The organism is Rhodococcus aetherivorans, assembly GCF_025722975.1.
Classification (GTDB): domain Bacteria; phylum Actinomycetota; class Actinomycetes; order Mycobacteriales; family Mycobacteriaceae; genus Rhodococcus; species Rhodococcus aetherivorans.
The window spans coordinates 4,289,269-4,302,322 of sequence record NZ_CP106982.1 but is presented as its reverse complement, the minus strand read 5'-3'; the positions used below and the strand labels follow the sequence as shown (position 1 = coordinate 4,302,322).

Annotated in this window: 10 protein-coding genes and 1 pseudogene; 6 read left to right on the top strand and 5 right to left on the bottom strand. The window is 64.6% G+C overall.

Annotated features, from left to right (window positions below):
* Positions 1-121 precede the first annotated feature (121 nt).
* Complete coding sequence (locus OCS65_RS19485; RefSeq protein ID WP_029542716.1) at positions 122-1,516, bottom strand: SLC13 family permease; 1,395 nt, start codon at positions 1,514-1,516, stop codon at positions 122-124.
* Between the two features lie 441 nt (positions 1,517-1,957).
* Here OCS65_RS19485 and OCS65_RS19480 point away from each other — a divergent pair, with 441 nt between their 5' ends.
* Complete coding sequence (locus tag OCS65_RS19480) at positions 1,958-2,080, top strand: hypothetical protein (RefSeq protein ID WP_255326693.1); 123 nt, start codon at positions 1,958-1,960, stop codon at positions 2,078-2,080.
* A 183-nt stretch (positions 2,081-2,263) separates the two neighbouring features.
* Positions 2,264-2,794: an HNH endonuclease gene (locus OCS65_RS19475; RefSeq protein WP_263507440.1), complete on the top strand. Its 531-nt coding sequence runs from the start codon at positions 2,264-2,266 to the stop codon at positions 2,792-2,794.
* Between the two features lie 8 nt (positions 2,795-2,802).
* Here OCS65_RS19475 and OCS65_RS19470 read toward each other — a convergent pair whose 3' ends face one another.
* The 4 genes and pseudogenes from OCS65_RS19470 to OCS65_RS19455 form a co-directional block, all read right to left on the bottom strand.
* Positions 2,803-4,320, bottom strand: coding sequence for a plasmid pRiA4b ORF-3 family protein (locus OCS65_RS19470; RefSeq protein ID WP_263507439.1), 1,518 nt, complete (start codon positions 4,318-4,320; stop codon positions 2,803-2,805).
* A gap of 345 nt (positions 4,321-4,665) precedes the next feature.
* Entirely contained in the window at positions 4,666-5,469 is an 804-nt protein-coding gene (locus tag OCS65_RS19465; RefSeq protein WP_263510377.1) for a replication protein, read from the bottom strand.
* A 220-nt stretch (positions 5,470-5,689) separates the two neighbouring features.
* Positions 5,690-6,601 (bottom strand): SDR family oxidoreductase, encoded by a 912-nt coding sequence (locus OCS65_RS19460; protein WP_263507438.1) that lies wholly within the window; start codon positions 6,599-6,601, stop codon positions 5,690-5,692.
* Between the two features lie 280 nt (positions 6,602-6,881).
* Positions 6,882-7,223, bottom strand: a pseudogene (locus OCS65_RS19455) (transposase); the annotation flags it as partial.
* Positions 7,224-7,717: 494 nt separating this feature from the next.
* Here OCS65_RS19455 and OCS65_RS19450 point away from each other — a divergent pair.
* The 4 genes from OCS65_RS19450 to OCS65_RS19435 all read left to right on the top strand — a co-directional run bounded on the left by OCS65_RS19450 (position 7,718) and on the right by OCS65_RS19435 (position 12,967).
* Positions 7,718-7,921, top strand: a complete 204-nt coding sequence (locus tag OCS65_RS19450; protein ID WP_263507437.1) for a hypothetical protein — start codon at positions 7,718-7,720, stop codon at positions 7,919-7,921.
* Positions 7,922-8,080: 159 nt separating this feature from the next.
* Positions 8,081-8,734 (top strand): N-6 DNA methylase, encoded by a 654-nt coding sequence (locus OCS65_RS19445; protein ID WP_263507436.1) that lies wholly within the window; start codon positions 8,081-8,083, stop codon positions 8,732-8,734.
* A complete protein-coding gene (locus OCS65_RS19440; protein WP_263507435.1) occupies positions 8,731-10,389 on the top strand; it encodes an Eco57I restriction-modification methylase domain-containing protein in 1,659 nt (552 codons plus the stop codon). Before OCS65_RS19445 ends, OCS65_RS19440 begins: the two co-directional genes overlap by 4 nt.
* Positions 10,382-12,967: a DEAD/DEAH box helicase family protein gene (locus OCS65_RS19435; RefSeq protein WP_263507434.1), complete on the top strand. Its 2,586-nt coding sequence runs from the start codon at positions 10,382-10,384 to the stop codon at positions 12,965-12,967. The genes OCS65_RS19440 and OCS65_RS19435 overlap by 8 nt, the downstream gene beginning before the upstream one ends.
* Positions 12,968-13,054 lie beyond the last annotated feature (87 nt).

Sequence of the window (13,054 nt, the reverse complement as noted above, 5' to 3'; positions counted from 1 at the left end):
GGAGCGTAGGTGCCAGCGGTGTCCCACTACCCACCCTGACCGAGATCAGGGTGGAGAACAATGGCGGATTTCTCGATGAGGGTTAACTAGAGCTAAACCCTCAGGGGGTGGCGTCGACGCGTCAGGCCAGGGCCGGGATGGCCACCAGCAGCAGCCAGCACAGCATCGGCGCGATCGCGACCACGATGCCCGCGTTCAGCAGCAGCTGGCGGTAGAACCGGGGGCGTTCGATGTTCTGGGCGTTGGCGAGGACGAGCGCGCCGTTGGTCGAGAACGGGGATACGTCGACCACGGTGGCCGAGATGGCGAGGGCCGCCACGACGCCGACGACCGGGAGTGCTCCGGTCTGCAGCAGCGGAAGCGCGAGCGGGATGACAGCGGTGAGCAGTGCGGTCGACGACGCGAACGCCGAGGTGACGCCGATGACATAGCAGAGGACGACGGCGACCAGCAGGGGGGCCCCGATGGTGATCGCCATTTCGGCGAGATGGTCGAGCGTGCCGATCTCCTCCATGAGGGAGACATAGGTGACCATGCCCGCCACGAGCAGCACCGTGGACCAGCTGATACCGGCGATGGCCTCACTCTGCTTGGACAGGTCGGTGAAGGCGAGGATCGCACCGGCGGCGATGGCGACGAAGCTGATCGGCATGTGCAGCACCAGCACCAGCACCAGCACCGCGGCGATCAGGACGAGGGTGAGCTTCTGCACGGCGGTGACCGGCTGTCGTGCGGGTTCGGTGACGATCTCGGTGCGCGGGGTCCGGATGAGTACCTGGGTGCCGGTTCCCCCGGCCGAGCTGCCGGACGGGGCCGTGCCGGGTCCCTCGACGGGAGTGCGGTGAGGACTCCCGCCGCCGTCGGAGTCGAACTCGTCACTCGAGCCGGTAGCGGTGAATTCGAGGTTCCGCATCCGGGCGAGCACGGCGTAGCCGATCACGGTCAGGACCGAGAGCAGCAGGTTGATGCCGTAGCTGGCGAAGAACAGGGTCCACGGGGCGATCGTCAACCCACTCGATTCGACGATGTCACGGACGAGGACGCCCGAGACCGAGATCGGCGAGAATGCTCCGGCGTGTGCGCCGTTGATGGTCATGATACCCATCACCAGCGGGCTCATCCGGGTGCGAGCGGCGAACGACATCGCCGCCGGCGTGATCAAGGCGACGGCCGCCGGGCTGAACGTGCCCAAGGCCGTGAGTACCGAGGCGCAGAAGAAGAACACCCAGGGAACGATCGTCACTCGTCCGCGGACGCTGCGTATGCAGGTGTTGACGAGGAGATCGATGGTCCCGTTCTTCTTCGCCATGCCGAAGAAGTAGGTGACGCCGATGATCGTCAGCACGATCGAACTGGGGAACTCGGCGAGGATCTCCTTGTCGTCGTAGCCGAGGAGGAACGCGCCCACGACGAACGCGCCGATGAACCCCAATATGCCGATGTTGATGGGGAAGAAGGTGGCGATCACGAACATCGCCACCAATGCGATCAGTGGCAGTATCTCGATGGAAGTCATGAGCGTTCTTTCGGTTCACCGCGAGGCGGATCGAACGGCGCCCGATCGGCAGTTGCGAACGGGCGGGTCAAGCGAGGCAGAACGTGTCTTGCTGTCGCAGTCCACGTCGCACGAGGCGTTCCCGCAGGGTGCCGGAAGAGTGACTATTTGCATGTCACATCCTTCGCTTGACCATTACCTACATCACATTAGAAGCGGCCCGTGTTCATGACAATGTCGAATCGCTATGGTGGGCTTTAGTTGAACTGAAGGCTCACCCGGAGGGGTGAGGCGTAATCCGTTCGATGTGGTGACCCTGTTCCTGCTTCTCGGCATCGCTGAGGCCGGATCCGTGGAGACCGCGCCGGCCGTGACGGCATGTGAATGACGAAAGCGCTTCCCGTAGTGAGAGAATCGAGATTCTTGACGTCACGTTTACCCATATACGTAGAGGCGCTTTCAGTGCAATCATCGGACACCTTCACGGCTGGGTCCGGGGTGTTCGACGAACACAATCTCGTGTCCGCGGCCGGGCTGGTCCCGGTCCTCGACCTGGCCGAACAGGTCGAGGACAGCGGCAGGTGAACTTCGTCCAGAACGAGGTCGTCCTGTCGCTGTGTGCCTCGTGCTCGTCGACCACAGTCGGTCCGGCAGCAGCGCGCATCGAGCCGGCTTTCCAGTCCAGCACCTTCCCAGCCTCTACAAGCGGCCGCCGTCGAGCGAGAACTCGAGGGGGTTGTCGAGAAGTGGGCGCGTGAGCGGCAGGATGTGCCGGTCGAGATCACGCAGCGTTTGCTCACCTCGACCGTTCGTATCGGTCAGCACCGCTTCGCCAAGGCAGTGCTCACCGGCCATGGCAACCGGTGCGTGTTCTGCGGCATGGGGAGCGTGATCGGGGGACGTCGCCGGCCGCGACTGCTCACTGCGAGCCACATCAAGCCGTGGCGAGACAGCACCAACAAGGAACGCCTCGACCACCTGAACGGACTGACGGCCTGCCCCACACACGATGTCGCATTCGACACGGGCCTCCTCACCGTGTCCGAGGACCTCTCGATCACGTACGCAACCGACCTGGAACGCGCACTGCCGAGTGACGAACCACTGCGTCGTGCCTTCGGCAAGCCGCCGCTGGCCGACCGGTTGATTCTTCCGGCGGGCGCGGATCGGCCCGACACGGCGTGCCTCGGGTGGCGCCGAACCCAGGTTTTCGTGTCGTCACCCACCGCTGCCGAGGGTGTACGGCGGACCGGGGAGAAGGATTGCTCGCTCGATGCGAGATTCGCGCAAACCGTTTGACCGCAGCGCTATCCGAACAGTGCGCGCAGCTGTCCGTTGGCGTCGTCGCGGTCGAACCACTCCGGGTCGACGCGCTCACCCGGCCGCAGTCCGAGCCACTGCCGGATCTCGTCGTGTCGATCGTGGGCCGGGTCGTCGGCCGCGGCGAGCATGTCCGTCCAGCCCCACGTCCCGCCGGAGTCCTCGGCCGGCGCCAGGCCCTGCCCGTCGACACAGGCGGCGCGCGGAGCTTCGGCGTCGAATTCGGCGACGGACTCGACGACGATGTCGTGCGTCCACCCGTCGCCGTAGTCGTACAGGTACGTCAGCGATGCCCCGACCTGGGGCAGCGCCGTCCCGATGGTCACCATTCCCTCGTAGACGACCTCGTCCTGACCGTTTGCGAGCTCGTCGTCGAGCTGATCGTCGGGCACGTACACGCAACCACCGGTGAACGGCTCGCCCTCGGTGAACTGGTGCAGGTGGTAGTCCTCCCAGGCGAAGCAGCTCTGGATGACGAAGTGCAGATGCAGCAGACTCAGGGAATTGTCGACCACCACCCGTCGCCACACCGCAGGTTCGCTGTCGCGCAACGTGATTCGCAGGGTGCACCGCGCGGGCGGGTGGATGGCGACGGGTGTCGCGTCGCCGAGGAGGATGCGCACGGCGGCCCGCACGGCAGGACGGAGAGGCGTCGGCACGCGGTAGCCGTCCGCGTCGTCGAGGAGCCCGTCGGCGACGAGGTCGTCGAGGCGGTCGCCGAGCATGCTGCCGAGAAGACTCGGTCCGACCGGCCTGCCGGGGAACAGCACGGACAGTGCGTGCAGGCGTTCCTCGGGGCCGGCCGGCAGGGGGTGCTCACCGAGACCGGCGGACAGGACGGCAGCGGTCGCCTCGTCGAGGACGGAATGAAATGCTACGAGCCGCCCCTCGCCGCGCCTGCCGAGGGCCACGACGAGGGAATGTGTCACCGCGTCCCGGCACAGGGTGAGGTACTCGCCGGGATTCCGGTCCGGATCCCGCCACGCCGGCGCGGCAGGACCGGGTTTGACGACGGTCTTTCCGATCGAGATCAGGTCCAGCATGGCTGCAACGACCCAGGTCTGTGCCAGTACGGGAAGATCCCACATCGACTGGACCTTGCGTGGCGCCAGATCCTCGCGCTTGCCGCCGACAGCGTCGAAGGCCTCCATGACCAGGGCACGCTTCAGCGCGCCGGTCGCGGTCACAGGCCGGCGTTCACCGATCCAGCCGAGCAGGGCGTCCAGCCGTGCGACGACCGGTACGACCGTCAAGGCGGCACGTTCGACCTCGGGCTCGACCGGTGGTTCGTCGACCTCGGTGGGTGGAAGAGACGCGAGCCTCGATTCGATGTACGACGTGAGCGTGGACAGGGCGTACCCGAGGTCTTCGTCCTGGCCGGTCCACCGGTTTGTCGCCGAGAGGAACTGCAAGAACACGGCGGCATCCCCGGCGATATGCGCCCGCGTCTCTTCGTCGTCCTCGACCAGTTCACTCGTCAGCACCCGCTCGAGAAGGTGGTCCACGTCGCGGCTCCGCCATGCCGTGGTCGCAAACCCGGAATCTGCACGCGAGAGCGCGTCGATCGCATGCGCGACGCTGACAACGAAATCCTCCGCCTGATTCGCGGGGCATCCAGCGTTCTCCATCAGCCATGCGGCGAACTCCGGCGCCAGTGTGCGGTACTGCTCGATCGGTGTGACCGTCCGGCGACGGCGCTCGGCCAACGACACGACATTGTCGGGAAGTGGCTTACGAGGTGAGGATCCGCTACTCGACTCGGAGCGCTTACGGGACATGGGCGTCCGACCTCGATTCGGTGGTCATGGCACAGTTCTCGCCGATGCTACCGGTTCGCCGTCGACGGGTACTCACGCGGCGAGCGGGTGGGCGGGTGCGTGCACGCGACGGCACGGGCATCGGATGGCGCGCCCGTGCGGGTCGTCGGGCAGCCAGCCGTACTCGTCGCACCGGCCGCATCGGGGCGGCAGCGGGGGCCGCGGCTGGGGGAGCAATTGCCACAGCGGGATCCATGCGTGCGCGAAGCGCGTCGGATTGCCCGGTCGATGCGCCGATCGGGCCGCCGCAACCAGGGGCGGGATTCCGTGGGAGTCGATCAGCGCGACGATCTGGGAGCGCGCGGCGGCGGGCAGATAGTCGAACGTCGCCGTCAGGCCCGCGGCGCGGCATGCGGTCGCCAGCTCGCCGATCTGCTTCTTCTCCGGAATGCTGATCACCCCTTGTGGCCGCGCGGACGGTGCCGCCGGTTCGGCGGCCGGTGAGGGGTTTGTTTCAGTCTCTTGGTCCTCAGTTCTTTGTTCAGCGCCGGGCTCTCCGGTGTCCGGTTCGCCGGGGTTCGGATTTCCAGGCCCCGGCTCGGGCCGGAGCGGTACTTCGTAGACGGTCTGGACGGTGATCCACTGGCCGTGCTCGTTCTGCCGACGCTCGGTGACGAGGTGGCCGTGCGCAGCCAGTTCGCGCATCGCGGACCGGATGGCGTCGCGGCCTTCGGACGGTGATTCCGCGGCGATCGCGTCGGAGCGGATGCGCCAGTCGGCCGGCTTCGAAAGCAGCCAGATCAAGACCGCGCGGGCGCGGAAGGAGAGGTCCTTGTTGCCGATCGTCTCGTTGCGGACGACGGTGTAGTTGCTCGTCGGGCGCGGCGCGCGGCGCACGCCTCCGACGCGGGTATTCTTACCCACGTTCGACTCCATTCCAGTCGGACATCCGGCCCGTCGGGAGCGGCAACTCCTGGCGGGCCTTTTCAATTGTGGCCCTCGCGGGCGCGGGGGATGCCACATCGTCGCACCGGGACGCGGGGCCGTCAATCGATTCGGCGCCCCTGCGTGGAATGTGCTGTGGGCGAACAGTAGTCGTTCTGTCGGCGTGTCGCGCTCACCGATACCCCGTCGCATCCGCCGGCAGGCCTGGATCTTGAACCTCGACCATGTACCGCCAGCAGTCGGGCTGTGATCCGTCGACGTCGGTGAAGCCGTACTCGCGCGCCAGGCCACCCGACGAGAACGACCCGCCGTTGCGGCGATGGACGTCCGGATCCGCGGCCAGCGCCGCGACGGCCCGGCCGACGAAACGCGGCGACTCCGAGATCGCGACGAAATGTGGCACGGCGGCGTCGCGCCAGTTCTCCTCCGTGACCCCGAAGTGCTCGAGCATCATCTCCGACCGCATCCACCCGGGCGTCAGCGCGACGGCCGTGCACCCGTGCGGCGCCAGCTCCTTCGCCTGGGAGAACGCAAGCCGGAGCATCGAGGACTTGACCAGGTCGTAGAACACCGAGAGACGAAAGTTCTTCGCGTTGTATTCGGCTGTGCCGTCGGTCATCTCGACAACGAGCCCACCGGGGTTCCGGATCAGCAGTGGCAGCGCGAAGTGGCTGGTGATCAGGTGCGTGTCGACCGAGAGATGCACCATCCGCAGCCCGCCGGTGAGGTCGTGTTCCCACAGCGGGGTGTCCCACTCGATGAGCTTCTCGCCGCCCCAGATGTCGTTGACGAGGACGTCGAGGCGGCCGTGCTCGTCGTCGATGCGCTGCACGAGCCGTCGCACCTGCTCGGGATCGAGGTGGTCGACGGCGACGGGGATGCCGACTCCGCCCGCGGCCGTCACCAGCTCGGCGGTCTCCTCGATGGTCTCCGGCCGGTCGTACTCCGAGCGGCGCTCGCGGGTGCTGCGGCCGGTGCAGTAGACCGTCGCGCCGGCCTCACCGAGGGCGATTGCGGTGCCGCGGCCGGCGCCGCGGGTGGCGCCGGCGACCAGGGCGGTCTTGCCTTCGAGTGGCTGTGCCATGGCTGGAACGGTACTGCTACAGCCACCTCCTTGTGGATACCCGAATAGGCAACTGGGTCATCAGCACCTGGTCAACGGGACCGGGTCAAGTCCTGTGAGGTGGTGTACGACGTCGTCGCGTGATTCCTCGTCGGTGGATCAACCCTGATCCACCGGTGTTGATCTGTGTCTGTTCTCCGATCGTTTTCGGACGTTGTTCCGGTTTCGGGCATGAGTGTCTCGCCGGTCTGCCCGGCGTTTCCACTGGTGTCCTTGGTCGTGACCCGTTCGGGGTCGGTGGTCAGGTGGTGGCTGCGGGTGGGCTGCTTGCGATGCGGAACAGGTTGGACCAGGCCTGTTTCCAAATCTGCTTCGGGAACGCGGTGAACGCCAACAGATCCGACCGTGCGGCGTCGAGGTGATCGGCCACCTTCGGCAGCTTCGCCCTGAGCGCATCGATCACTCGATCATATTGTGCCTGAACGGACTCCGCGTCAGGCCGGTCGTAGAACGAATGTAGCAGCGTCTTCACCCAGGGCCACGACGACTTCGGGGTCACCGCCATCAGATTTGTCGCGTAGTGGGTGCGGCACCTCTGCCAGGAGGCGCCGGGCAGCCTCGCGCCGATCGCTGCGAAGGGGCCGATCGCTGCGGAGATGCTGATGGAGTTGTCGCTCCTAATGTCTTCCGAGCCCCTGCGTGTCATCGGGATCGACAAGGCAACCGGCAAGAAGATCGTCCGTCTGGTTGACACCGGGCCGGACAAGCCGGTGAATCACGCTCCCAAGAAGTCAAAGAAGCGCTGGCGAAGGGGCACGGTCGTGACGAGTACCAGTGTCTGGACGGTTTCAGGAGGACTCTCCGGCTTCGGCAGACGTCGATAGCCCACTCGCCACAGGGCCTGGATAGCTCGCGTCGACTGTGCGGTTCGGGTCGACAGATCTGTCCGTTGCCGCAGCTGATACGGGAGCCCTGCAAATCTTGCCGGAATCGGGCGAAACGGAGACGATCAACGGGATCGCTTGTCCAAGGGTTCGGTGCGTTCGCCGCGTCTGCGCAGGAAGGCATGGTTGGCCGTGCTGCTGTGGGCCTTGTCGGCCAGCGCTCGCTCCGGGAGGGTGAGGAGCCGAAGAGCGGTTGGACGGCAAGTACCTCATCGTCACGTCCGACCTGCACATCAGCGTCGAAGAAGCCGCCCTTAGCAGGGTGCACGCCGTAGGACTGACCGGCAGTACCAGCACCGCTGTCCACACCACCCCGCCGAACACCGCGCCAGCCGAAATCTTCCGTCACTGCCGGGTTATCCCGCCTGCCGCGATCACCGCCCTCGGCCAGGTCTGAACAGGCAAAACGCGCCGAATCAACAGTCCGACGGGTACGAAACCCGGGTCCAGACTTCGCGACGATTCGGGGTCGAACTAATCGGTGCAGCGGGCGAGTTCCACCACTTTCCGGAAGGCGCTTAACCTAGCAGAGACGAACATGGAGTGAGGAGCGGTAATGAACCTGAGCGACGTAGAGCGCTTGGTCAAGTCCAAGCAACGCGTTGCCGACCACGGCGAGGTGTTCACTCCTGCCTGGATGGTGGAGGAGATGCTCGACCTGGTCAAGGGGGAGTCTGAGCGTATCGACTCGCGTGTGCTGGAACCCGCCTGCGGGGCCGGCAACTTCCTCGTGACTGTTCTTGCTCGCAAGCTCGCCACCGTGCTGGTCCGGCACGGTAAGAACGACTTCGAGAAGCGCTGCTACGCCCTGTTCGCCCTGATGTGCACCTACGGCATCGAACTGCTCGCCGACAACGCGCAGGAGTGCCGCGACAACCTCTCCACCGTCTTCAACACCTTCCTGGGCGTCGACGATGAGGACGAATGGGCCCGGGCCGCCCGCACCGTCCTCACCACCAACATCGTCCAGGGCGACGCTTTGACCATGACCCTGCCAAGCGGACGCCCGATCACGTTCCCTGAGTGGGGATACCTCGGCAAGGGCAAGTTTCAGCGCCGCGACTTCCGCTATGACGACCTCACCCAGCGTGCCGCGTATGAGGCGGAAGGGTCGTTGTTCCAGGATCTGGGACAGGATCTCTTCACTCCGGCCAAGACGTATCCGACGATGACGGTCCACGAGATCGCCGAGCTGGTGAGTGCCGCGTGAGCCTTGCACCCTTCACCCTGCGGGGTCACAATCCGGACGTCTTGACATGCATCGCCAATCTCTCCAACGACGAGGTTTTCACCCCGCCCGAGATGGCGAACGCCATGCTCGATCTGCTCGCCAAGGCATGGTCTGATGCCAACGACGGCGCGAATCTCTGGGCGAGTCCGGACGTCACCTTCCTGGACCCGTTCACCAAGTCCGGGGTCTTCCTCCGGGAAATCACTCGCCGCCTCACCGACGGCCTTGCCCTCGCCATCCCCGACCTAGCTGAGCGCGTCGACCACATCCTCACCCGGCAGGTCTATGGCATCGGCATCACCCAGCTCACCGCGCTTCTGGCTCGCCGCAGCGTCTACTGCTCCAAGTACGCCAACGGCCCACACTCGGTCGCCACGTCTTTCACCACAGAGGACGGCAACATCTGGTTCGAGCGCACCGAGCACACCTGGGTCGGTGGCAAACGGGAGTTCCGTGCCGACCCGCTGACCGGAGATGAGATCACCATCTACACCCACCGCAGATGTCGCTACTGCGGTGCCAGCGAAGACGACTACGGGCGTGGATCCGAACTCGAAACCCACGCCTACGCGTTCATCCACACCGACGATATCAACGCTCGTATTGCCGAGCTGTTCGGAGACACCATGCAGTTCGACGTCATCATCGGAAACCCGCCCTATCAGCTCAGCGACGGCGGCTACGGCACTTCCGCAGCACCGATCTATCAGATGTTCGTCGAGAAGGCCCTCGGTCTGGACCCGCGCTTCGCCGTCTTCGTCACCCCGTCCCGCTGGTTCGCAGGTGGTAAAGGGCTCGATGACTATCGCAAGAAGATGCTCGCCGACCATCGTATGCACCATATTGTGGACTACCCGAAGCTCTACGAGGCTTTCCCTGGCGTGAAGATCAGGGGCGGCGTCTCCTACTTCCTGTGGGACCGGGACTATGACGGTCCCTGCACCATCCAGACGATGTGGGACGGTCAGCCGGTAGGAGAAGCTGTCGCTCGCTACCTCGATACATACGATGTCCTCGTCCGCCGCAACGAAGCGGTTCCCATCCTCGAGAAGGTCCGCGCACGGCGCGAGGTCACCCTCGACACTCGAGTGTCTAGTGGCAAGCCATTTGGTCTACGTACCTTCTTCCACGGTAACGAGTCGCCACGCGGAATCAGCAACCCAGTTCAACTCTTCGGATCGCGCAAGGTGACATGGATCGACAGATCTGACATCCCCCTCAACGATGCCTGGATTGACCAGTGGAAAGTGCTCATGACGGCGGTGCAAGGCACAAGTGCCGCAGTCGAGACGAAGTTCCTGTCCAAGCCGATCATCGCTGGACCAGGCACCGCTTGCACCGAGACCTATCTGGTCGCGGGAAGGTTCGGCACCGAGGAGGAAGCCGCTCGGTATGCGATGTATATGCGGACCCGCTTCGTTCGCTTTCTCGTCTCACTGCGCAAGTCGACGCAACACGCCACCCGCGACGTGTACGCCTTCGTTCCTGACGTGCCACTCGACCGCGACTGGACTGACTCCCTACTCTATGAGCGGTACGGACTGACAGACGACGAGATCGCGTTTGTCGAGTCCCAGGTCGCCGCACACGACGACACCCTGTTCGACGAGGGCGGGGATGACGGGGATGAGTAAAGACATCGCCGAGCTGCTCCCTGCCAAGCCTGTCGAGCGGCTGCGCATCTACGCCTGGACCCCGAACGACCCGCCAGCCGACTACGTCGGTCTGATCAAGGTCGGCCAGACTACGAAGGCTGACGTGAACGCGCGCATCCGCCAGTCTCAAGGACAGATGCAGCACGCCTACACTCTCCATGTCGACGAGCTGGCCGAGCGGGACGACGGCACGATCTTCCGTGACACCGACGTGCGCCAGCGCCTTATCGAGAAGGGCTTCGACAACCCGATCTTCGGATCGGCACGTGAGTGGATGCGCTGCACCCCTGACGATGTCCGCGCCGCGATCACCGAGCTACGCACCGGGCAGAAACTCACCGGCACGCATCACGAGACGTTCCCGATGCGCCCCGAGCAGGAGCATGCTGTCGAAAAGACCTACGAGTACTACAAGTCGATCTGGGCCGAAAATCCACAGGCCGTGCCGCGATTCTTGTGGAACGCGAAGATGCGCTTCGGTAAGACCTTCGCCGCCTACCAGCTGGCTAAACGTCTCGATGCCCAACGCGTCCTAGTGGTTACGTTCAAGCCGGCCGTCGAGGACGCATGGCAGACCGACCTGGAGTCCCATGCCGACTTCGAGGACTGGCAGTACCGCTCCTCTGCAGCTGGCACAGACCCCGACGCCGCAGACCGGGCTCGACCGCTGGTGTATTTCGGCTCGTTCCAGGACCTGCTCGGCCGTGACAAGAAGACGGGGCTGATCAAGTCCAAGAACGAGTGGGTGCACACCACCAACTGGGACCTGGTGATCTTCGACGAGTACCACTTCGGTGCCTGGCGCGATTCGGCCAAGGAGTTGTTCGAGGGCGAGGACGACACGGTCGCAAAGAAGGAACTCGCCGCCGAGTACGACGACGGATTGGTCGCGTTCGATGAGGAACTCGACGAGCTGGGCAACGACGAGGACGACTTCCTCCCCATCACCACCCGTGCCTACCTGTACCTGTCGGGAACCCCGTTCAAGGCTCTGGCCACCGGGGAGTTCATAGAGGAGCAGATCTTCAACTGGACCTACACCGACGAGCAGCGCGCCAAGACCGACTACGCCGCCGCGCATCCCGGCGAGTGGAACCCGTACGGGGCGTTGCCTGAGATGCGGTTGTTCACATACCAGATGCCCGACGAGCTGATCGCGGTAGCGAGCCAGGGCGAGTTCGACGAGTTCGACCTCAACGCATTCTTCGAAGCCACCGGCACCGGTAAAGCCGCCGAGTTCGTGCACAAGTCGGACGTGCAGAAGTGGGTCGACATCATCCGTGGCGCATATCTGCCCAGCCAGGTCGACGCGATGCGGATGGGCACCCGCCCGCCGTTCCCGTACTCCGATGCTCGCCTGCTGCCGTACTTGCAGCACTCGTTCTGGTTCCTGCCCACCGTCTCGGCCTGCGAGGCGATGGCGAACCTGCTGGCCGCGCGGCAGAACGTATTCTGGCACGACTACAAGGTCCTTGTCGTTGCCGGCCCGCATGCGGGGATCGGGCTCGATGCCCTGCCACCGGTGCGCGCGGCCATCCGTGACGGCCACGACACCAAGACCATCACGCTGTCATGCGGGAAGCTCACCACCGGGGTCACGGTGAAGCAGTGGTCCTCGATCCTCATGCTGCGCAACCTCAACTCCCCCGAGACGTACTTTCAGGCGGCGTTCAGGGTGCAGTCACCGTGGTCGATCAAGAACCCCGACGGGGACGACCCGAACCAGGAGACCGTGCTCAAGCCGGTGTGCTTCGTGTTCGACTTCGCCCCCACCCGGGCGCTGCGCCAGATTTCGGATTACGGGGTGGGACTCTCGCCGGAGACCCAGAACCCTGAACAGGCCGTCGAGGAACTGGTGAAGTTCCTGCCGGTGCTCGCCTACGACGGCTCGAACATGACCCAGGTCGACGCGGGCGGCATCCTCGATATCGCCATGGCTGGAACCTCGGCGACATTGTTGGCCCGCAAGTGGGAGTCCGCGATCCTCGTAAACGTCGACAACGACACCCTGCGCCGCATTATGGGCAACCAGGCCGCGATGGACGCAGTGATGAACATCGAAGGGTTCCGTGCTTTGGGGTCGGCGATCTTCGAGACCGTCGTCAACAAGAGTGAAGCCGTAAAGAAGGCCAAGAAGGAGAAGGGCGAAGATCTAACACCCAAGGAGAAGAAGGAACTGACGGCGGAGGAGAAGGAGTACAAGTCCAAGCGGAAGCAGATCCAGGAGAAGCTGGTCAAGTTCGCCACCCGTATCCCGGCGTTCATGTACCTCACCGACTTCCGTGAGAACACACTCCAAGACGTCATCACCAAACTGGAGCCCGAGCTGTTCAGAGCCGTCACCGGTCTGAGCGTCGCCGACTTTCACCTCCTGGTCAATCTCGGCGTCTTCAACGCCACCCACATGAATCAAGCCGTCTTCGCCTTCCGCCGCTACGAAGACGCCTCCCTGTCCTACACCGGTATCGAATCCCACAAGGGTCTGCGCCACTACGGCCTTTACGACACCGTCGTTGCTGCCGATGCGGAACCTCACGAGTCGGTAGCTCGAAGTTGACATAAGGCGCGCTTATCGGACGGGAACGACCGAGCCCTGATACAAGGGGTGGCGGCGGACAACGGTGCCGTCTGGTCGGTGGGTGCC